Annotated in this window: 20 protein-coding genes; 19 read left to right on the top strand and 1 reads right to left on the bottom strand. The window is 35.0% G+C overall.

Annotated elements, in window-relative coordinates; genetic code table 11:
• Nucleotides 1–125: 125 nt before the first annotated feature.
• The 3 genes from ptsH (at nt 126) to crr (ending at nt 2,808) form a co-directional block, all read left to right on the top strand.
• Nucleotides 126–383, top strand: a complete 258-nt coding sequence (gene ptsH / locus AACL23_RS05115; protein ID WP_012738047.1) for a phosphocarrier protein Hpr — start codon at nt 126–128, stop codon at nt 381–383.
• Nucleotides 384–434: 51 nt separating this feature from the next.
• Complete coding sequence (gene ptsI / locus AACL23_RS05110; RefSeq protein WP_100096763.1) at nt 435–2,159, top strand: phosphoenolpyruvate-protein phosphotransferase PtsI; 1,725 nt, start codon at nt 435–437, stop codon at nt 2,157–2,159.
• A gap of 136 nt (nt 2,160–2,295) precedes the next feature.
• A complete protein-coding gene (crr, locus tag AACL23_RS05105; RefSeq protein ID WP_012738045.1) occupies nt 2,296–2,808 on the top strand; it encodes a PTS glucose transporter subunit IIA in 513 nt (170 codons plus the stop codon).
• 115 nt (nt 2,809–2,923) lie between these two features.
• On the opposite strand, the gene tolC is transcribed toward crr, so the two are convergent.
• Nucleotides 2,924–4,303 carry an outer membrane channel protein TolC gene (tolC, locus tag AACL23_RS05100; protein WP_100096762.1) on the bottom strand — a complete coding sequence of 460 codons (1,380 nt, stop codon included), beginning with the start codon at nt 4,301–4,303 and terminating at the stop codon, nt 2,924–2,926.
• 486 nt (nt 4,304–4,789) lie between these two features.
• Here tolC and AACL23_RS05095 point away from each other — a divergent pair, with 486 nt between their 5' ends.
• The 16 genes from AACL23_RS05095 to tyrP all read left to right on the top strand — a co-directional run bounded on the left by AACL23_RS05095 (nt 4,790) and on the right by tyrP (nt 20,746).
• Nucleotides 4,790–5,047, top strand: coding sequence for a hypothetical protein (locus AACL23_RS05095; RefSeq protein WP_339050492.1), 258 nt, complete (start codon nt 4,790–4,792; stop codon nt 5,045–5,047).
• Between the two features lie 184 nt (nt 5,048–5,231).
• Entirely contained in the window at nt 5,232–5,654 is a 423-nt protein-coding gene (locus AACL23_RS05090) for an A24 family peptidase (protein ID WP_046493565.1), read from the top strand.
• 52 nt (nt 5,655–5,706) lie between these two features.
• A complete protein-coding gene (locus AACL23_RS05085) occupies nt 5,707–6,534 on the top strand; it encodes a hypothetical protein (protein WP_100096759.1) in 828 nt (275 codons plus the stop codon).
• Nucleotides 6,535–6,647: 113 nt separating this feature from the next.
• Nucleotides 6,648–7,919: a type II and III secretion system protein family protein gene (locus tag AACL23_RS05080; protein WP_339050490.1), complete on the top strand. Its 1,272-nt coding sequence runs from the start codon at nt 6,648–6,650 to the stop codon at nt 7,917–7,919.
• A complete protein-coding gene (locus AACL23_RS05075; RefSeq protein ID WP_095033864.1) occupies nt 7,916–8,368 on the top strand; it encodes a hypothetical protein in 453 nt (150 codons plus the stop codon). The genes AACL23_RS05080 and AACL23_RS05075 overlap by 4 nt, the downstream gene beginning before the upstream one ends.
• Nucleotides 8,369–8,372: 4 nt before the next feature.
• Nucleotides 8,373–9,506 (top strand): pilus assembly protein CpaE, encoded by a 1,134-nt coding sequence (locus AACL23_RS05070; protein WP_339050487.1) that lies wholly within the window; start codon nt 8,373–8,375, stop codon nt 9,504–9,506.
• A gap of 11 nt (nt 9,507–9,517) precedes the next feature.
• Entirely contained in the window at nt 9,518–10,801 is a 1,284-nt protein-coding gene (locus tag AACL23_RS05065; protein ID WP_339050485.1) for a CpaF family protein, read from the top strand.
• A complete protein-coding gene (locus AACL23_RS05060) occupies nt 10,801–11,685 on the top strand; it encodes a type II secretion system F family protein (RefSeq protein ID WP_100096756.1) in 885 nt (294 codons plus the stop codon). The genes AACL23_RS05065 and AACL23_RS05060 overlap by 1 nt, the downstream gene beginning before the upstream one ends.
• Before the next feature lies 1 nt (nt 11,686).
• Nucleotides 11,687–12,514: a type II secretion system F family protein gene (locus AACL23_RS05055; RefSeq protein ID WP_234817389.1), complete on the top strand. Its 828-nt coding sequence runs from the start codon at nt 11,687–11,689 to the stop codon at nt 12,512–12,514.
• The gene (locus AACL23_RS05050; RefSeq protein ID WP_339050480.1) at nt 12,511–13,275 is read left to right on the top strand and encodes a tight adherance operon protein D; all 765 of its coding nucleotides are present in this window, start codon (nt 12,511–12,513) and stop codon (nt 13,273–13,275) included. Before AACL23_RS05055 ends, AACL23_RS05050 begins: the two co-directional genes overlap by 4 nt.
• Complete coding sequence (locus tag AACL23_RS05045) at nt 13,272–13,736, top strand: TadE/TadG family type IV pilus assembly protein (RefSeq protein WP_100096754.1); 465 nt, start codon at nt 13,272–13,274, stop codon at nt 13,734–13,736. Before AACL23_RS05050 ends, AACL23_RS05045 begins: the two co-directional genes overlap by 4 nt.
• Nucleotides 13,723–14,358 (top strand): tight adherence pilus pseudopilin TadF, encoded by a 636-nt coding sequence (gene tadF, locus AACL23_RS05040; protein ID WP_044612240.1) that lies wholly within the window; start codon nt 13,723–13,725, stop codon nt 14,356–14,358. The genes AACL23_RS05045 and tadF overlap by 14 nt, the downstream gene beginning before the upstream one ends.
• A 147-nt stretch (nt 14,359–14,505) precedes the next feature.
• Nucleotides 14,506–15,753, top strand: coding sequence for a tight adherance operon protein G (locus AACL23_RS05035; protein ID WP_339050476.1), 1,248 nt, complete (start codon nt 14,506–14,508; stop codon nt 15,751–15,753).
• 309 nt (nt 15,754–16,062) lie between these two features.
• Nucleotides 16,063–18,351, top strand: a complete 2,289-nt coding sequence (gene nrdA, locus AACL23_RS05030) for a class 1a ribonucleoside-diphosphate reductase subunit alpha (RefSeq protein ID WP_100096752.1) — start codon at nt 16,063–16,065, stop codon at nt 18,349–18,351.
• 35 nt (nt 18,352–18,386) lie between these two features.
• Entirely contained in the window at nt 18,387–19,517 is a 1,131-nt protein-coding gene (gene nrdB / locus AACL23_RS05025; protein WP_100096751.1) for a class Ia ribonucleoside-diphosphate reductase subunit beta, read from the top strand.
• Nucleotides 19,518–19,615: 98 nt separating this feature from the next.
• The gene (gene tyrP / locus AACL23_RS05020; protein WP_234817387.1) at nt 19,616–20,746 is read left to right on the top strand and encodes a tyrosine transporter TyrP; all 1,131 of its coding nucleotides are present in this window, start codon (nt 19,616–19,618) and stop codon (nt 20,744–20,746) included.
• The last annotated feature ends 136 nt before the right edge of the window (nt 20,747–20,882 follow it).

Below are 20,882 nucleotides of genomic sequence, written 5' to 3'. Positions count from 1 at the left end.
ATGGCAGCTTGTCAGCCAGGATATTAAGCAGGAGAAAATCCAGACATAATAATCGAAAACTGACAAGAGCCGAGAACTGATAATAAGTGTAATTTCATTATAATTTTGAAACTTAGGTAAACAGAATGTTTGAACAAGAAGTTACTATTGAAGCTCCAAATGGTTTACACACACGTCCAGCTGCCCAATTTGTTAAAGAAGCAAAACAATTTAAATGTGATATTAAAGTCATTTCAGACGGAAAAAGTGCCAGTGCCAAAAGCCTGTTTAAATTGCAAACTTTAGGTTTGGCTGAAGGTACTAGTATTGTTATATCAGCTGAGGGTGAAGACGAAAAAAAGGCGGTTGAATATTTAGTCAAATTACTGGCAGAACTTAAGTAAAGCCTCGACTGTTTTAACGTTAAAATTTTTTATAAAAAATAAGGAAATCTAATGATTTCAGGTATTTTAGTGTCCGAGGGGATAGCTTTTGCTAAAGCCTATTTGCTAGTAGAAAATGAAATCACCATCAATTCGAATCATATTTCTCCAGCGCTGATCGATTTTGAAATCGATCGTTTCATAAGGGCTCGTACGAAATCTTCTGAACAACTTGCAGCCATAAGAGCGAAAGCAAAGATGACATTAGGCGAAGAAAAAGCCGTCATTTTTGACGGCCACATCCTGCTATTAGAAGATGAAGAATTTGAAAAAGATGTCATCCATCGCATTAAAAATAAAAATGTGTCTGCTGATTCTGCTGTTCATTTTTTGATTGAAGCTCAAGCTAAAGAGTTGGAAGAACTGGATGATGAATATCTGAAAGAGCGGGCTGTTGATATACGTGATATTGGCAAACGTCTTCTTAAAAATATGCTTGGCTTGCCTGTCACTGATCTGGGTAGCATGACGGAAGAGGTCATTTTAGTGGCTGTAGATTTAACCCCTTCTGAAACCGCACAACTTGATCTTGAAAAAGTGTTGGGGTTTATCACTGATTTGGGTGGCCGTACTTCTCATACTTCTATTATGGCTCGTTCACTTGAATTACCCGCTATTGTTGGCACTAAAGATGCCACAAAACAAATCAAAAATGGGGATAATTTAATTCTTGATGGTATTAATAACAGAGTTTATGTCAATCCCACTCAAGATATTATCAATAAGTTAATGGAGCTCAAACATCAATACATGACTGAAAAAGAAGAACTCGTTCAGTTAAAAAATTTACCCGCCGTGACTCAAGATGGGCATCAAGTTGAAATTTTTGCCAATATTGGTACTGAAAATGATATCCCTGGTGCTAAAAATAATGGCGCAGAAGGCATTGGGCTGTATCGTACGGAATTCCTTTTTATGAATCGGAATGATTTTCCGACAGAACAGGAGCAATTTGAAAACTATAAAGCTGTCGCTGAAACCATGTCTCCAAAGCCTGTGATCATTCGGACCATGGATATCGGAGGTGATAAAGATTTACCCTATATGAACCTTCCAAAAGAGCAGAATCCTTTTCTTGGGTGGCGGGCGATTCGGATTAGCCTGGATCGTAAAGATATATTACATACCCAATTACGAGCTATTTTACGGGCTTCTGCTTTTGGGAAACTCAAAATCATTTTTCCGATGATTATTTCTGTTGAAGAAATACGTATACTCAAATCAGAAATAGAATTATTGAAAGAACAATTACGCGGCAAAAAAATTAATTTTGATGAAAAAATTCAAATAGGCATTATGGTAGAAACACCCTCTGCAGCTATTAATGCTCATCACCTTGCAAAAGAAGTGGATTTCTTTAGTATCGGCACAAATGATTTGACGCAATATACTTTAGCAGTTGATCGTGGAAATGAACTCATTGCCCATATTTATAATCCCATGTCTCCTTCTGTACTCAACTTAATAAAAAGGGTCATTGATGCTTCTCATTCAGAAGGCAAATGGACGGGCATGTGTGGTGAATTTGCAGGTGATAAAAGTGCGGCCTGTTTGCTACTCGGCATGGGGCTGGATGAATTTAGTATGAGTGCGATTGCAATCCCAAAAATAAAGGGGATTATTCGTAAAACAAAATTTTCAGAAGCAAAAAAACTCGCCGAAGAAGTACTGAGTCAATCAACCACCGAAGATATTATGCATGTGCTTAGCCGTTTCTCTAAAACGGAATCGAAATAATACTGTAGACCGTTATTACACAAAGAAACCTGGAAACAATAAAAATACTTATTGTTCTAAAAACACACGCTTATTCATTTGTAGAATGCATCGCCTTAAAATACCGAACTAAAGATTAATATCTAGGAGAAAAATCATGGGGTTGATCGATAAATTAAAATCATGGCTTTCATCAGATGATAAACAATTAAATAGAATCATTGATATTTATTCTCCTATATCTGGGGAAATTATTCCAATTGAACAGGTCCCGGATGTTGTTTTTGCTGAAAAAATTGTAGGTGACGGTATTGCTATCAAACCTACAGGCAGCAAAATAAGAGCGCCGATTGACGGCACCATTGGAAAAATTTTTGAAACCAATCATGCTTTTTCTATGCAATCCGATAATGGTATTGAGCTTTTTGTTCATTTTGGTATTGATACTGTTGAGCTAAAAGGCGAAGGGTTTAAACGTATTGGAAAAGAAGGCCAGTATGTTCAAAAAGGAGAGGTGATTCTTGAATTTGATCTGCCGCTACTTTTAAATAAAGCGAAATCCTGTCTCACGCCTGTTGTGATTTCTAATATGGACGAAATGAAAGAGATGATAAAACTCACAGGTCAAGTCAAAGCAGGTGAAACGCCTATTCTTCGTATTAGAAAATAAGATGTTTTTTTATTTTCACATCAGAAAAAAACATCTTATAGACCCCGATTTTAGGCCCCGTCTCCAACTGACAAGAATTTCTCGTCTGCGGTTTTGTAGGGCGCTATTCCCAGGCCTAAAATTTTCTTTTCTTCGTTAATGTTGAAACTTCAGGAGCCAATGTAGTCGCAGAGGTAGAAACAGATTTTTCTAACAGGTTATTAATTGAGGCTAAATCTGACTCGTTTAAAGTACCCAAACTATATTTTATGTTTAATGTATTAATCAAATAATCATAACGTGCATTAGAAAGCTTTTGCTTAGCGTCATAAAGCTCATAGGTCGATTTTAATACATCAAGAATAGTACGCGTCCCGACATTATAACCGGCTTCCATCGAATTTAATGAACTTTTTGCAGAAACAACAGCTTGTTGATAAGCATTAATACCACTGATGGCAGCCGAAATATTATTAAACGAAGAGCGAAGGTTTTTAAACACTTCTCGTTTTTTACTGACCAATTTTTCACTGAGTCTGACAAAATTATGTTGAGCTTGCTCAACTTTAGAATGGGTAAACCCTCCTTGATACAGTGGAATATCTAAATTAATACTCACGCTATTTTCCCCGTTATAACTCTTTTCACTCGAAGGCCCTTTCCTTTTGTAGATGTTGCTGAATTCACTGGAAGCATTTAAATTCAGGGTTGGCATATGACCCGCTTGTGCCAATTTAATTTGATGACGCGCGAAATCTTGAGATAGACGGGCAACCAGTAATTCCAGGTTTTTTTGTTCTGCTTCTTTAACGAGCTGGTTAACGGGCTCGGGGCGAGAAACCTTAAGGCGATCTACATTAACAGTGCTCAAGGAAGCATAATCACCCCCACTGATTTCACGCAATGCTTCCAAAGCATTATCAAGCTCATTACGAGCTTTCACCTCATCAGCTAAAATCATGTCATAATCAGCACGGGCGTTTTGCACATCTGTGATTGCGACCAATCCAACGTTCAATCGTTGTGTTGTTTCATCTAATTTCCGATAAATCGCTGTTTTTCTTGACTCGGTAAAGGACAAGATATCAATAGTTCTCAATACGTTAAAATAAGCCGTTGCGGTGCTCAGCAATAATTTTTGCTCTTTGACTTGAAAATCAACCTCCTGGATACCCGCTGATTTTTGATTAGACGTCATTTCTCGCCATTTCGACATATTAAAAAGAGTTTGTCTTAATTGTAATGAAGCGGTCGCTTTGTTAGATTTCAAATTTGTGTTACTTCTCAAGCCTTCCTGATAACCATAAAGACCACTTAAACCTATCTGAGGCAACAGGGAACTACGTGATTCATTGATTTTTTCATATGCGATATCTCGTTCTGCTGCTGCACTACGTAAATCAGGATTACTGCTTTTTGCTTGCCGATAAACCTGTAACAAATTTTCAGCTTCACTGATTGAACTAAAACACAGCAAATTTAATCCAATTAAAAAAAAATGACGCTTTTTTTTCATTATGTTGAATCCTTGTAACACATATATTAAGAATAATGCATGTCGTGAACGATTTGATTAAATACTCAACTGAAATAGATGCTGTGATAATAACATAATTCTTTAAATTCGATTCTAAAAAAATCTATTTTTACTGATATGGCAATCTAAAAAACCCAATCTTGAGATAAACTTTCTTTTTTTAGTCTGATACAAAGATAAAAGCAGAGACTATGCCAATATTAATTTTATTAACAGTGCTATCAAAATTCATTTCTATTGCCTGATGAATGATGTAGGATTTTTTAAAATTATTCTTGTTTATTTTTGTTGTTTTTTAAAATCAACATTACAAAAGATCAATAAATTTTTTTTGAGATTCATTCATTTTTTTAAATAAATTGAGTGTATTAAAAATAAATTTTATTTATAAAAAAGTATAATTTGTGAATATAACAACATAATATATAAACTCTTATTATCTTATATATAAAAGAGGGAAAAATCATGAGAAACATTTTTATTAAACCCTACGTTTTTTGTCAAACTTATTTCAGGCAATTTATAAAAGATACGCGTGGAGCAACGCTTGTTGAGTATGTCATACTTATTGGTGTTGTAGTCGGATTAGGAGCAGTTCTTAAGACACCGTTGGAAAAATTGATTAAAGATGGTGTGGAGAATATCCCAGCTATTACTACTTCTACTTCTACTTCTACTTCTAGTGCTGGTGCAGGTGGTGGTGCAGGTGGTGGTAGTAATTAGAGTAATCCATCATTCAGACAGCTTAAAAAAATTTTTAAATGTGGGTTATCTTCTTAAAAATTTTAAGTGTATTATCACTCTATAAAATAGAATTGCGATTATATTTAAAGTGAGAGTTTTGAGCTTTTATATTTCAGTTTTGTAGATTTTAAGAAGGTATCTTATTTAATAAGAATATTTTTATATGGAAATATTACCGTTTTTTTTAATCAGTCTCTTTTTTTTTGAACTATCGATTGTTTGTTACACCGATATCAAATATCGCCTCATCAGTAATAAATTAGTCTTCATGATTGCGGTGACAAGCATTTTATATGGGTACTTTTTTAATGAAAATATCAATTTTTTAAGTGCCTTTATTTTTTTATTGATAGGTTTTTTTATTTTTGTTCTTGGCCTGATGGGCGGTGGGGATATTAAATTAATAACCGCCTTGATATTGGGTTTAAATCATTTACAAATTTTAAATTTTATATTTTACACTTCAATCTGTGGTTTATTGGTTCTGCTTTTAGGAATGTTGATTTCTTTTTCTGACATAAAAAAAAGAGGGATCCCTTATGGGGTTGCCATTGCCTTAGGATTTTTATTAAGTATTACTTATTAAGTATTTTTAATTTTTTTAAATCATTTATTTAAAAAAAGGGAATAAAACCAAAATGAATTATAGAGTAGTGTTACTATTTTCTATATTAATTATTGTGATTGGTGTTTTTGGATTACTCACAAATAATAAAGACGATAAAAAAGATTTGATCACTAATGCCACCAATGTGATCAGTGAAAAGAAAGTGTATGTTTTATTGGCCAAAGCAAAAGAAAATCTGGAGATTGGGGCTTTATTAAACAATAAAGATTATATTTTGAGTCATCAAGAACTTCCTGAATCTAGCCCTTTAGTTAAAAATAACTTATCTCCTTTGTCTTCGATTGAAGGATTTTTGTTAAAAAATAATTTAGAAAAAAATGCTTATATTACAAGAACAATGATAGCGGAACCGGAAAGCCCGGATTTTATAAAATTTAATTTAGAATCAGGAAAAATGATCTATACTTTTGAGATAGGTAAAAAAAATCAGTATTTACTTAATTTATTTCATCCTGGAGATCATGTTTCTTTGCAACTCAGAACTGCAGAAAGTTCAAATTCAAACCAGATAAATAACCCTGACCATATTTCTATTAAATCAAATAATAGCTCTACTAACAATAATCAAGATTATGTCCTTACAAAGATTATTCCTGATATACAAATTGTGAGTATAAAAAAATATTCTGATGAAGAATCATCAAAAATAAATAAAAATAACAAAAATTATACGCTAGGTTATATTGATGTCAGTATTAAAGTTTCTGATTTAGAAACTATTTTCATGACGGAACAATCAGGGGATTTGATCCTGGTCCCTATGAAAGGTTCTAGTCAAGAAAATAAACTCTCTACAATTATGCCTAAATTAAAAGTCATCAAAGAATTAAGAGGGTAACTCAATTGAAAAGAATATTTTTTTATCAAAGATGTATAAAATTAATATTTTTTATTTTCGGATTTTTCACATTGCCCGGATCTGCGAACGCAGCAAACACAGGCGATCTTTTTATGTCTGAAGGAGAATCCCTTGTGATTAAAAAAAAACAAAACATCGATACTGTTTTTGTTTCTAACCCCGCTGTCGCAGATTATAAAATAGTGGACCATAATACAGTCATTATTTATGCGAAAGCAGAAGGAAAATCAGAGTTCACTTTTTTCGAGCCCAATCAAAATATTTCATATCATGCGACTGTGATGGTGGATAATATCATCAAAGTCGTCTCTGATAAAATTCGGATGCTATACCCTGAGAGTCAGGTTCAGATAGAAAAAATAGGGAAAAGTTATCTTTTAACAGGCATGGCACCCACAGAAGAAGTCAGAGACAATATCGTCAGAATGGTTGGGGAATCGATACAAAGTCCTAAATCCAATGATAAAGATACAGTTTCTGTTCGCTTAGACATTAGTGATAAGGGCGATGCCAGTGAAACTACAGAAAATGTCAACTCTTCTTTGACCAATAAGGTTTATGAACGCCTGATCAACCAAATTCAACTCCCTGTCTCTAATCAGGTGAACGTTAAACTCAGTATTGTCGAAGTCTCAAAAGAATTTAAAGACAATATTGGATTTAAATGGGCTAACTTAGGCACCTTTTCTTTTCATAAATTTAATTTTACCGCGGATAGAATCACTCACTTGGTCAATGCCCTTCAAGATGACAGCATTGCTCGGGTTCTTGCTGAACCTAATTTATCTGTTCTATCTGGTGAAAGTGCTTCTTTTTTAGTTGGGGGAGAGATCCCTTACGTCAAGGACAGAGACGCATCGAATAGAGCCAGCATTGACTTTAAGGAGTTCGGCATTAAGTTAAGCGTGACAGCCAAAGTCAATGAAAACAAGCGTATTAAAGTGATGTTAAGTGAAGAGATCAGTAGCGTTATTGGTAATACAAAAGCTGAAGAGTTTACTATGCCTTCCTTAAAAAAACGCAGAGCAAACACCACTGTTGAATTGGCCGATGGAGAAAGTTTTGTATTAGGTGGGTTAATCAATCAAGAGGAACAAGAGGCGCTTCAAAAAGTGCCCTTCATAGGTGATATCCCCATATTAGGCAGCTTCTTTCGTCATACCAAAACTAATAACAGAAGTATTGAATTAATTGTGGTGGCCACAGTGAATTTAGTGAAACCCATTCCTTCTAAAGAAATCACGCTCCCGGATTTTATGAAAACACCCTCTATTGCGCGTTTTTTAAATCTTTCTGTCATAAAAAACATATCTCAGAAAAAAGAAGCCGAGGCGTTTCTTGGCAAAGGAGGATTTATTCAATGAAATATATTTTCATCGGTATCAGCTTAATCTTTTTAACACTTTCACTGAAAGCAGGGCCCGTTCAACCTCCTAAGGGATCTTATTTTTATCTGCCTGAAAAAGAAATAAAAAGTTATGAAGTTCATCATTTAAATAAAAAAATGATTTTTGATGACATTATTAAAATTTATAAAAACACCCCTTCTCTTAATATAAAATTGCTGCTACCCATAAAATCTTCTCTTAAAAGTGGAATGATTTTAAAAAAAGAATTAATGGCCATGAATATTCCTGCTGGGGTGATTTTGGTAGAAAGAGCAAATCCTTATTCTTTTGAAAAAAAGAATCAGCATATAATGATCTATCTTAAAGAACGAAATGAAGAAACCACCAATTGTGATGAAAAGCATTTAGGATGTGCTGTGAATGCAAATCGTCATAATTCTATTATTCATCTAAAGTCAGAATAAATTTATGTCGCTATTTTTAAGTAAAAATTCAATTCATTCTCAAAATAATCAACGCCCAAGTGAAAATTTGGTGGCTATTCTTTCAAAGAACACTGAATTGAGCGGCAAAATTTCAGATCAGGTTTATTTATCTGGTATTCAAAATATAAAAGAAATGTCTTTAGATTTTTCTGAATTGACCCATGTAGATTTTCCTGATGCTCTCTCAGGCGTGATATTAGATATAGGCAGCCATAAAGACGTTGATTTTATTTTAAATTTTGTTCAAAGCCAGATTCCTTCTGGGGCCTGGTGCGTTTTAGTAGGAAGCAATGATTCTATCCGTGTTGCACAACAATTTACTGAACAGGGTTTGTTATATTTACATGCTGATTCACAGATAACAGAGTTGACACAACATCTTATAAAAGGGATTTCAATTAAAAAACTGAGAAATTCATTTTTAATCAGCGTATTAGGCTGTAGGGGGGGCGTTGGCTCGTCTTTGCTCAGCTATCAGTTAGCACAATCCATCAACGAATTAAAAAATTCTTTAATATTATTATCACAGGGGAAACAGGGATCTCAGGATATTGATTTAATCACTGAGAGTAAAATCGGAAATACTGTTTTTAATTATCAAAAAAATTTAGATATTTTATTTTTAGGTGAAAAATCTATCTCTAATATTGAAGAAAATTTACAAAAAAAATATCACTTTATTATATTTGATCAACCTATTTATCTTTTTGAAAGAGAAGATTTAGAAAAATATATCAATCATTCTCATGTTGTTGTGTTAGTGCTCGATCATTCTATGACATCTGTCAGGGTGGCTAAAAACTTTATTAATATTTTTGAACGTTTTAAAAAAAACAATCAAAAATCAACTAGAATAATCACCTGTGTTAATGAAAATCGTCCAAAAACAAAAGATATGTTTGCCATACCAGATATTGAATCTTTACTAGAAAGATCGATTGATATCAAAATTCCTTATATTAAAAATGCGAAAAATTTTGTTCATTCTCCTTATTATTATGAAAAACACAAAAAAAATCTTTTGAAGTTATCGCAATCAATTCTGGGTTTAAAAGATATTCCTTTTTATTTACAAAAAGGCTGGCTAACGCCATTTTTAAAAATGATAAAAAAATAAAATGAGAAAATATGCTGATTAGTTTAGAAATTCAAGAAAAAATACGACTAGAGATGTTATCTAACCTTGATATTGAAAAGGTAGATCATTTAATCACAGATAGAAAAAAATTAATCTCTGCTTTAGTCGATATTTTTGACGAATATTTTAATAATAATCAATATCATTTAAATACTCAGGCTCAGTATTTTATGATTGATATGATAGCAGATGAAATCATGGGTTTTGGTCCGTTAACGCAATTAATGGAAGATGATTCTGTCAGTGATATTCTGGTGAATGGTCCAGAAAACATTTTTATTGAAAGAAAAGGCATACTTGAAAAAGCAAACTGTCGCTTTATTAACAATCAACAATTAACGGACATTGCTAAACGTTTAATGCAAAAGGTCAATCGACGGATAGATGAATCACGGCCTTTAGGTGATGCTCGATTATTAGATGGTAGCCGATTAAATGTGGTGATTAATCCTATCACGCTCGACGGTACTGCGCTTTCGATTAGAAAATTTGCTAAAAATAATCGGCGCTTAAAAGATTTATTGGATATGAATGCATTGAGCAGTGAGATGGCTAATTTTTTAATTATTGCCAGCCGTTGCCGGGCCAATATTATTATTTCTGGGGGAACCGGCTCTGGTAAAACCACCTTGCTGAATGCCTTATCAAAATATATCTCTGATAATGAAAGAATTATTACGCTTGAAGATGCGGCTGAACTGAATTTAGAGCAATCCCATGTTGTCAGAATGGAAACCCGCCTCGCGGGTCTTGAAAATACAGGTCAAGTGAACATGCGTGATCTGGTGATTAACGCGCTCCGTATGCGACCCGATAGAATTATTATCGGTGAGTGTCGAGGAGAAGAGACCTTTGAAATGCTTCAGGCCATGAATACAGGTCATGACGGCTCTACTACCATACATGCGAACACGCCTCGAGATGCGATCACGCGTTTAGAAAGCATGATTATGATGGGATCCACGAAAATACCGATTAATGTGATTCGTCGTAATATCACCTCGGCAGTGAATTTGATTGTTCAGGCTTCTCGCATGAATGATGGCTCTCGAAAAATCACCCATATAACAGAAATTATGGGAATGGAAGGAGACAATGTGCTTTTACAGGACATTTTTTCTTTTGTTCCTGCAGAAGAAAGAAATCACGCAGGCAAACTCAGTGGTGAATTTGTTAATCATGGATTATTTATTCGTTCTTCTGTTAGAAAGCGCGCCACTATTTTTAATATGAGTCAAGAATTAAATCAAATATTTGACGGAGCAAATAAATAATGTTTTATATGATTTTAGTCATTGGTTTATTTCTATTTTTTTTTAATGTTATTAACTGGATAAAAATTAAAAAGAAGATTAATCAAAAACAAACCAGGAAATCAAGCTTATTTTTTGAAAAAAAATTTTTTAAAAAATTAACCTTAAATTGGTTTATTGATATTCAAGAAATTTTTCATGAAAAAAAGAAAGGTTATATTTTATTGCCTCTTTTCTGCTTTATTTTTGCTTTTTTTATCAATCATTTTTTGTTCAAATTAAGTTATTTGTTGTGTTTTGTTTTTGCGATTATTTTTATTGCCTTCATTATTTTTATTCAAATTTTATATTACAAAAAGCAAAAAAAAATATATTTTACAGAAACATTTCCAGAACTTTTATTAATATTTAATATGGGTTCTGTCAGCGGAATAAGTGTTAATGAAATACTTAAAAAAGCAGGCCAGGAAATTAAAGGCGGTTTAGGTAAAGAATGTGATTTAATTTTTCGTCGTTTATCTATTGGCGAAAACATTAACACCGTTTTCTATGATGCCTATCAGCGTTTTTCTTACCCTGAATTTTATATGTTCATTAATATTTTGATGCTTAATATAAATCAAGGTGGCCAATTAAGAGAATTAATCCATAGATTAAACCAGGTTGTTACAAATTATAATAAAATGGAAAAAAGAAAAATGGCGATGACAGGGGAGATCAGAATGTCTATATGGGTGGTCACATTGATACCTGTTATATTTTTTGCGTTCAGTTATTTTATGAATCCTTTATCTTTTCAAAAAATTTTTTCTTATGAAATAGGGAAAATAATTATTTATTATTGCCTGGCAAGTAATACTTTAGGCATTTTTATCATGAGATATATGTTCAGGAAAGCAATATAATATGATGTTCTTTATTTTTATTATTTTGTGTTTTTTAGGAACAACTTTATTGTTTTATTCTTTTGATAGAAAAAAAAGAATATCGGTTTATAAAAAAGTCAATGACAAGAAGGTTGAAACTCAAAAAAACAAACCTGCATTAAAAACAAAAACGACTTATTCTGTGATCAAAATTCCAGATTTTTTATTAGAAAAAAACAAGATCATATTTTGTATTACTAGTCTATTTGCTTTAATTTTTGCAGCAGCTTTATTTTTTTGGAAAATTGAATACTCAAAAAATATATTAATTGCACTATTTTTGACGAGCAGTATTTTTTCTATTGGTTTTTATCAATTATTAATTAAAAGTATTATTTTTCGTAAAACTCGCTTGATGTTATCTTCTTTTCCTTTTTTCATTGATATGACAGCAGCTTGTATTCAAGCCGGAATGACGATAGAAAATGCATTAACTTATAGTGCTGAAAATTTTTATAAAATTAATGAGGATATCGCTTCATTAATCATGCAGGTCGTTCGTAAAGCAGAAGTCCACGGTCTTGAAAATGCGATTAAAACATTGTATCAAGAGGTTTCTTTTTTAGAAATAAAAATGTTTTGTAATGCAGTACAAAATAGTGTTGATTTCGGTTCTTCGGTATATGAGCATTTAATGAAATTTTCAACCGATATTAGAGAAATGCAATTAATGGAATCTGAAGAAAAAATAAGTAAGTTATCCGTAAAATTAACCTTGATTTTATTTTTGTTTATCCTTATTCCTTTTATACTATTAATTATATCCCCAACTGCTTTAGAGTTATTTTTAGGAGATCAATTCTTATGAGCCAAAAAATCAATAGAATTATTTTATCTACAATTTTAATATTACTTACCGGCTGTACAGTTTCTCCTAAAAAAGATTATCAAACAGATGAAATAAAACAAGAAAGTGTTCTTATTAAATCAAAAAATTATCCTGGGTTAATTGCTTTATATCGTAATCTTTTACAAAAAAAAGAAGACAGCACAGTCAGATTAAAATTATCAGAGTTTTATTATTTATCTGGAGATAACGATTCTTCTTTATACTACCTGGAACCTCTTGTTTCAAAATCTCATGATTTGAAACAAGATGAAAAAATTCATTTATTACATATAAAAAATTTAATCAAAAAAGATAGAAATGAAGAAGCTCAAATTATTATCGAAAATATATTGAAAAATAATATAAAAAGTGCGGAATGGTTTAATTTATATGGTATTTCATTAGCCAATACAGGGAGCTTTTTAAAAGCAGAAAACGCTTTTAAACAATCTCGAGATCTTTTTATTTCAGATTCCACTGTATTAAACAATTTTGCCGTGCTTGCTATTTTAAAGAACGATTATAAAAAAGCCATTTCTTTTCTTTTACCGGAATATCTAAACGGTAATAAAGATCCAAAATTAATACATAATTTGATTTTTTGCTTAGTTCAAATAAAAGATAATTCTTATGCAAAAAAGATAATTGAAATGGAAAAAATATCTGATTATCCAGATAAGCTGATTAAAGCACTAAGCCAAATCTCCCAACCAAACCTTTCAATTAAGGGTAAAAAATGAAAAAAACGTCTTTGTATCAATTTTTTCGTGCCCGTGAAGGAGTGGTTATGACAGAATTTTTATTGTGTCTGCCCATGTTGATTTTGCTTTTGTTTCTCTTGTTTGAATCAGCCCGTTTATTCATCACGAGCATCTCTCTTGATCTGGCGATTTTAAAATCGATTCAAAGAGCTAAAAATACTCCAAACGTCAATTACCAAGCAACACTTGCAACTGAATTAGCAAAACAAACGAATCAACTGAGTCCTTTTTTTGACGCGAGGGGGGCTAATTTAAGTCTGAAATTTTATTCAAATCTCGACGATTTTATCAGTAATCATCATTACTCCGATGCCAACAGTAAGCCATTGGGTCAATACAGAGTGGAATATAGATATCAGCCTTTTTTATTGCCAGGTTTTCTAATGAATTTTACTTTAATTCGTGAGGTGCTTTTTGTTCAAGAACATGAACGTTTTTAATTTTTTTCATGATAAACGAGGAAGCATCACAGTTGAATTGTGTCTGGTGACTTTATTTTTTGTGCTTTTATTTTTTATATTAAGCACCACGGCTCAATACATCAATACAAAAGGAAGATTCGATTCTATTGCTTACTCGCTTTCAAGCGTATTAAGAGAAAGAACTGTATTATATGCTGGTCAGCCTCTTTTAACAGAGGCACAGGCGGATCAATTAGTACGTGTCGCAAGCGAATTATTTCGAGATAATCATATGGATTTTAACAAGCCTGGAGCTGCGCTGGTGTTAGAATCTCTTTATTTTGAAGATGATCCGCAGTCCCCAGGGACGAACCAAACTCAGATACAAAACGCACAAACATTCGTGAGGCCGCTGAGTAGTGCTCAGGGTACGCCATCTTGCTCGCCTGCAGAATCGTTGAGGGCGATCGTCGAAAGGATCGAAAGAACAGAAAAGAGGTCATTCTCCGTTAAAAAAAAGGGGAGAGGCATCAATCATGAATGGATCCCGTTTTATCGAGTGACCATTTGTATGCCCCCACCGGATTTTAATTTAAGCGTGTTCCCCAGCCATTTTTTACCAGAGATTAAATCTTCCTCGCCCATGATGTTGGCCCGCTGATTCTTTTTTAAATTTTAAGGAAAAACAATAACGATGTTGAGTATCATAAAAAAACTGAGATTATTTTATTTATTGAATAAGGGAGTTCAACCTGTAAAATATTTTTTCAAAAATCAAAAAGGCGCTATTTTTGTTTTTTTTCTCATTATGTTTTCTGTTTTTCTTATTTTAATTTATGCCACTTTTGAATACTGTCGTTTAATTAATGAAAAAATTAAAACAGAGCAAGTTTTAGAACAAACGAGTTTAATATTAACGGCGGAAGATAATGGCGATACCTCTGGAACGCCAGGAGATCGAAATCGTTTTTTAGCCCTCAGTCATATTGAGTCTTTTATTCCTTCAACAACAGCAACTAATGAAAGTATTGAGATTATTTCTCCCAATCAAAATGATTTAAAAAGAAAATATACCATTACATTAAGAAATGCTTATTCATCTATTTTTAATTTATTTTCAACAATGAGTGTTTCAGGTAAAGCGGCAGCTCAAAAAGCGTATCAGGAAGAGCCTATGGATGTTGTTTTTGTTTTTAGTTTTTATCGTCATACGATAGAAAATCCACTTCGAATGAGTTGGGAGACAAGACAAGAAATTAATGAGTTAAAAGAAGTGTTGATAGAAAAAATAAATACTATTTTAGAGATGAATCCCTTAAATAAAGTGGGTTTTGTGCCTTTTTCGTGGGGAGTGAAAGAAGGACGGTATTGTTTGCAACCTTTTGTTTTTCTTTTCAAACCTAATTATGACAACATGAATTTTGGTCCTGCTCAATTTAAAGCACCTCGACAAACAGAAGTTATTAGCAAAAGTATTGATTTTGTAAAAACAGTAAACAATATACCATTTGCCATGACGGATTCTAATGTCATTAGTCTTGCAAGCCTGGATAATCGTTTATGTGGCCTCTCTTTATACAGGGATCCTATTCCTCTGACTCGTGAAAAAAATGAAATTTTCATGATTATTAAGGATGAACTCATTCCCGGTTACAACTTAATAAGTTCAGGAATATTGTCTGGCGTTAAATTATTATCGAGGGGAACTAATAGTAAAAAATTATTAATTATCATATCTGATACAGAGGAAGCGCCCCCCATGGCGATTAATGATGATAATAAAAGAGTTTTACGAATACGATTTAACAATAATACCTTAAACATATCTGAGAGCTTAATCAAAGAAGGCCTGTGCGAGAAAATAAAAAATAGCGGCATTAAAATGTATTTCATCAGTACCGGCGGGTCAATTGAAAGCCACAATTATTGGAAAACACAGTGTATAGGAGAAAAAAATATGCATAATTATAATAATTTAAATAATGTGGACGACGAGCTTAAGCAAATTCTTCAAGCCAGTGGAGATGATGCTGTAGGGACTAATGTTGTCCATTAATTTAATGTCATTTTTTTGATGCAACACGCCCTTTTTCATCTCGAAGAGAGACATTTTTTATCAAAACTGTCTTTTTTTTATTGACGCTAATCTCCTGTTTGTCATTGCGATCTCCTGTTATCCACACAATTATCCACTGGGTTATTCACAAATTCCTCAATTTTCTCACTTGCCAGATCGGCGATTTATCATTATCTTGTTATAAAAAAAATTTGTAGGCACTATATATTGTGTTTTGACTCAATTTTCCTTTTTTAATTTGAACTATTTTTATAAAACGTTTTTGACTTCTTTAAAGGTAAAAAGCAAATGAACCACAGCTTACTTGTGACTAAGCGTGATGGACGAAAAGAATCGATTGATCTGGATAAAATTCACCGGGTGATTAATTGGGCAGCAGAGGGGCTCAATCATGTTTCGGTTTCTCAGGTTGAATTACGTTCTCAAATTCAGTTTTATGACGGCATTAAAACTGAAGATATTCATGAAACCATGATTAAAGCGGCCGCTGATTTAATTTCTTGTGAAGCGCCCGATTATCAATATCTCGCTGCCCGCCTTGCTATTTTTCACCTCAGAAAAAAAGCCTATGGCCGTTTTGAGCCGCCCCCTTTATTTGAGCATGTTTCAAAAATGGTCAAAATGGGAAAATATGATCCCCATCTTTTGGAAGACTATAGTGAAGATGAATTTGCACAGATGGATGAATGTATTGATCACTGGCGAGATATGACGTTCTCTTACGCTGCAGTCAAGCAATTGGAAGGGAAATATCTGGTACAAAATCGCGTGAATCACGAAATTTATGAAAGTGCACAATTTTTATATATTTTGGTCGCTGCTTGTCTGTTTTCTCGTTATCCGGCTTCAACACGTTTGGATTACATCAAACGCTTTTATCATGCGATCTCCACCTTTAAAATTTCTTTACCTACGCCGATTATGGCGGGTGTCAGAACCCCCACTCGTCAATTTAGCTCTTGCGTTTTAATTGAATGTGGCGACAGTTTGGATTCGATTAATGCGACTGCCAGCGCGATTGTCAAATATGTGTCACAGCGTGCAGGGATCGGTGTGAATGCGGGCGCTATCCGTGCGCAGGGCAGCCCTATTCGCTCCGGTGAAGCCTTTCATACCGGTTGCATTCCTTTTTATAAACATTTTCAAACCGCGGTCAAATCCTGCTCTCAAGGAGGGGTACGGGGTGGCGCTGCCACTGTTTTTTATCCTTTATGGCATCTTGAAGTCGAAAGTTTGCTTGTGCTGAAAAATAACCGAGGCGTTGAAGGCAATCGAGTGCGTCATATGGATTATGGCGTGCAACTCAATAAATTGATGTATCAGAGGTTGTTAAAAGGAGAAGAGATCACGCTGTTTAGCCCTTCAGATGTGCCAGGCTTATATGCGGCTTTTTTCTCAGATCAAAGTGAATTTCAGCGGCTCTATGTGCAATATGAAGCCGACCCTGACATTCGTCATAAGAAGATCAAGGCGGTCGAGCTTTTTTCTCTGCTGATGCAAGAGAGGGCATCAACAGGCCGTATTTATATCCAAAATGTGGATCACTGTAACACGCATAGCCCTTTTGATCCCAAAGTCGCGCCCGTTCGGCAATCTAATCTGTGCCTGGAGATTGCGTTACCGACCGCCCCGCTCAACAATATCAATGACGAAAAAGGGGAAATTGCCCTTTGCACGCTCTCGGCGTTTAATCTGGGTGCCATCAACAGCCTGGACGAACTCCAGGAATTAGCCACTCTTTCTGTGCGCGCCTTAGATGCCTTATTAGATTATCAGCATTACCCGATTCCGGCGGCACAGAGAAGCGCGGTTTCGCGCCGCACTCTGGGTATTGGTGTGATTAATTTTGCGTATTATTTAGCCAGGAATGGGGTTCGTTATTCTGATGGCAGTGCCAATAATTTGACCCATCGTACTTTTGAAGCCATTCAATACTATCTTCTTCGGGCTTCTAATGATTTGGCACGTGAACAAGGGGCTTGCCCCTGGTTTGATCAAACCCGTTACGCTAAAGGCATTTTGCCTATCGATACCTATAAAAAAGATCTTGATGATATCCACCAGGAGCCCCTGCATTATGATTGGGCATCTTTGCGTCAAGATATTCTTAAGTTTGGTTTACGTCATTCTACGCTGTCCTCTCTAATGCCTTCTGAGACCTCATCACAAATTTCTAATGCCACCAATGGCATTGAACCGCCGAGAGGTTATGTCAGCATTAAAGCCTCAAAAGACGGTATCTTGCGCCAGGTTGTTCCAGAATATGAATCTTTAAAAGAAGCGTACGAGCTGTTATGGAATATTCCTGATAATGATGGGTATCTTCAGCTGGTGGGGTTAATGCAAAAATTTGTGGACCAATCGATTTCCGCCAATACGAATTATGATCCACGGCGTTTTTCTAACGGTAAAGTACCGATGAAACAATTATTAACCGATCTTTTAACCGCTTATAAATGGGGGATCAAAACGCTGTATTATCACAATACACGTGATGGTGCAGATGATGTGCAGGCTGATGTCAAAGAAAATCTATCGATGGATGATGAGTGTTCCAGCGGTGGTTGTAAAATTTAACAGATCGGTTTTAAAACCTACAATGGAGTTATGGAATGGGCTATACCACTTTTTCTCAGAAAAAAAATAATCAATTACTTGAACCTATGTTTTTGGGTCAAACGGTGAACGTTGCTCGATATGATCAGCAAAAGTATCCCATTTTTGAGGAATTAATTGAAAAGCAATTGTCTTTTTTTTGGCGTCCAGAAGAGATTGATGTTTCCCGTGATCGTATTGACTATCAGTCTTTACCTGAACATGAAAAACATATTTTTATCAGTAATCTCAAATATCAAACTTTATTGGATTCCATCCAAGGCCGCAGCCCTAATGTCGCTTTACTCCCTCTCATCTCCATTCCAGAACTCGAAACCTGGATAGAAACCTGGGCATTCTCAGAAACCATTCACTCTCGTTCTTACACTCATATCATCCGAAATATTGTTAATGATCCCAGCTGTATTTTTGATGACATCGTGACCAACAAAGAGATTTTAAAACGGGCAAAGGATATTTCTGCTTATTATGATGATTTGATCAAAATGACCAGCTATTACCATCTATTGGATGAGGGTACCCATCAAGTGAATGGCAAAACCACAGTGGTCAATTTATATGCGTTAAAAAAGCAGCTTTATTTATGTTTGATGAGTGTCAATGCACTTGAAGCCATTCGTTTTTACGTGAGCTTTGCTTGTTCTTTTGCTTTCGCTGAACGTAAATTGATGGAGGGCAATGCCAAAATTATTAAGCTGATTGCCAGAGATGAAGCGCTACATCTGATGGGTACTCAGCATATGCTGGATTTAATGCGATCAGGGAAAGATGATCCTGAAATGGCTGACATCGCTCAAGAATGCCAGCAGGAATGTAGTGATTTATTTTTGTTGGCGGCTCAGCAAGAAAAAGAATGGGCAGCGTATTTGTTTCGGGACGGCTCGATGATCGGTTTAAACCAGGATATTCTTTGCCAATATATAGAATATATGACCAACATCCGCATGCAAGCCGTGAAACTCGACGCACCGTTTAGCATTCGAACTAATCCTATTCCCTGGATTAACAGTTGGTTAGTCTCTGATAATGTACAGGTTGCCCCTCAAGAAGTTGAAGTCAGCTCCTATTTGGTGGGGCAAATTGATGCTGAGATAGATTCAAACGATCTGAAAGATTTTAAACTTTAAGAAAAATAAATATTAAAAAATTGGTTGAGGAAGTGAAAGTGAAAAATCGCACCCTAGGCAGTATTTTAATTGTTGCAGGAACGACTATCGGGGCGGGCATGCTGGCCATGCCCCTGGCCACCGCAGGCGTAGGTTTTGGAGCCACCTTGCTGATATTGATTTTAATATGGTTATTAATGTCTTACACCGCTTTACTGTTTCTGGAAGTCTACCAGCATCATCCCATCCAGACAGGATTAGCAGCGCTTGCAAAATGTTATCTTGGGAAGATCGGCTATGGGATCACTGGGTTTAGCATGCTCTTTTTAATGTATGCCTTAACCTCGGCCTATATTAGCGGCGCTGGGGAATTAATCGCTTCTACCATCAGTGCATGGACAGGCCAATCTTTTTCTAGCGTGGGCGGGGTTTTGATTTTCACCCTGATGGGTGGGGCAGTGGTTTGTGTAGGGACACATTCTGTCGATTTTTTTAACCGAATTTTATTCAGCGCAAAAATTATCTTTTTAATACTGATGCTGGCGGTGATGGCCCCCCATATTCGCATTCCCCATCTTTTAACGTTGCCTTTACAGCAGGGTTTGGTCCTTTCAGCCATCCCGATTATTTTCACTTCATTTGGTTTTCACGGGAGCATCCCCAGCATTGTGCATTATATGGGGGGGCATGTTCGTAAACTGCGATGTGTTTTTATTGTAGGCAGTGCCATCCCGTTAATCGCCTATATTTTTTGGCAACTCGTGACCTTAGGCAGCATTTCTTCTGAAACTTTTATCGGAATTTTAGCTCAAAAAACGGGTTTAAACGCGCTGTTAGAAGCTACACGTACTGTTTTGAATTTTTCTCATGTTGAAGTGACGTTACATTTATTTTCCGATTTCGCCTTGGTGACGTCTTTTCTCGGTGTTGCATTAGGGCTATTTGATTATTTGGCCGATCTTTTTAAAAGAATCGACACCGCCAAAGGGCGTTTTCAAACAGGCGTGATGACTTTTTTGCCCCCACTGATATTCGCCCTTTTTTATCCGAATGGTTTTATCATGGCATTAGGTTTTGCCGCTATTGCATTGGCTGTGTTGGCCCTCATATTACCCGCGCTGATGGTATGGAAAGTACGAAAAATACATCAAGGAAATTATCAGGTATGGGGCGGTAAACCGGGGCTGCTCCTAGTGTTGGGTTGTGGTTTTGCCGTGATGGGTTTTCAGATAGATTCTGTCGTATTATGAATGACAAAATGGGATTGTTTTTATCCTGGCCTTTTTCGAAAGGCCTTTTGCCCCCAAGGTAAACCTAAAGTTGTAAACCTCGATAAAAGCGGTGCTAACACGACCACCTTGACGCAAATCAACCAGAGGAAAAGTG

The organism is Candidatus Williamhamiltonella endosymbiont of Tuberolachnus salignus (assembly GCF_964019775.1).
Classification (GTDB): domain Bacteria; phylum Pseudomonadota; class Gammaproteobacteria; order Enterobacterales; family Enterobacteriaceae; genus Hamiltonella; species Hamiltonella defendens.
This window is presented reverse-complemented; position numbering and strand designations above follow the sequence as displayed.

Excerpts from the sequence above, each read along its gene's own strand:
- crr (WP_012738045.1), top strand. The coding sequence starts at position 2,296 with ATGGGGTTGATCGATAAATTAAAATCATGGCTTTCATCAGATGATAAA.
- AACL23_RS05055 (WP_234817389.1), top strand. The coding sequence starts at position 11,687 with ATGATGTTCTTTATTTTTATTATTTTGTGTTTTTTAGGAACAACTTTA.
- tolC (WP_100096762.1), bottom strand. The coding sequence starts at position 4,303 with ATGAAAAAAAAGCGTCATTTTTTTTTAATTGGATTAAATTTGCTGTGT.
- ptsH (WP_012738047.1), top strand. The coding sequence starts at position 126 with ATGTTTGAACAAGAAGTTACTATTGAAGCTCCAAATGGTTTACACACA.
- AACL23_RS05095 (WP_339050492.1), top strand. The coding sequence starts at position 4,790 with ATGAGAAACATTTTTATTAAACCCTACGTTTTTTGTCAAACTTATTTC.
- AACL23_RS05050 (WP_339050480.1), top strand. The coding sequence starts at position 12,511 with ATGAGCCAAAAAATCAATAGAATTATTTTATCTACAATTTTAATATTA.
- nrdB (WP_100096751.1), top strand. The coding sequence starts at position 18,387 with ATGGGCTATACCACTTTTTCTCAGAAAAAAAATAATCAATTACTTGAA.
- AACL23_RS05070 (WP_339050487.1), top strand. The coding sequence starts at position 8,373 with ATGTCGCTATTTTTAAGTAAAAATTCAATTCATTCTCAAAATAATCAA.
- tadF (WP_044612240.1), top strand. The coding sequence starts at position 13,723 with ATGAACGTTTTTAATTTTTTTCATGATAAACGAGGAAGCATCACAGTT.
- AACL23_RS05035 (WP_339050476.1), top strand. The coding sequence starts at position 14,506 with ATGTTTTCTGTTTTTCTTATTTTAATTTATGCCACTTTTGAATACTGT.
- ptsI (WP_100096763.1), top strand. The coding sequence starts at position 435 with ATGATTTCAGGTATTTTAGTGTCCGAGGGGATAGCTTTTGCTAAAGCC.
- AACL23_RS05045 (WP_100096754.1), top strand. The coding sequence starts at position 13,272 with ATGAAAAAAACGTCTTTGTATCAATTTTTTCGTGCCCGTGAAGGAGTG.
- AACL23_RS05085 (WP_100096759.1), top strand. The coding sequence starts at position 5,707 with ATGAATTATAGAGTAGTGTTACTATTTTCTATATTAATTATTGTGATT.
- nrdA (WP_100096752.1), top strand. The coding sequence starts at position 16,063 with ATGAACCACAGCTTACTTGTGACTAAGCGTGATGGACGAAAAGAATCG.
- AACL23_RS05080 (WP_339050490.1), top strand. The coding sequence starts at position 6,648 with ATGTCTGAAGGAGAATCCCTTGTGATTAAAAAAAAACAAAACATCGAT.
- tyrP (WP_234817387.1), top strand. The coding sequence starts at position 19,616 with ATGCTGGCCATGCCCCTGGCCACCGCAGGCGTAGGTTTTGGAGCCACC.
- AACL23_RS05065 (WP_339050485.1), top strand. The coding sequence starts at position 9,518 with ATGCTGATTAGTTTAGAAATTCAAGAAAAAATACGACTAGAGATGTTA.
- AACL23_RS05060 (WP_100096756.1), top strand. The coding sequence starts at position 10,801 with ATGTTTTATATGATTTTAGTCATTGGTTTATTTCTATTTTTTTTTAAT.
- AACL23_RS05075 (WP_095033864.1), top strand. The coding sequence starts at position 7,916 with ATGAAATATATTTTCATCGGTATCAGCTTAATCTTTTTAACACTTTCA.
- AACL23_RS05090 (WP_046493565.1), top strand. The coding sequence starts at position 5,232 with ATGGAAATATTACCGTTTTTTTTAATCAGTCTCTTTTTTTTTGAACTA.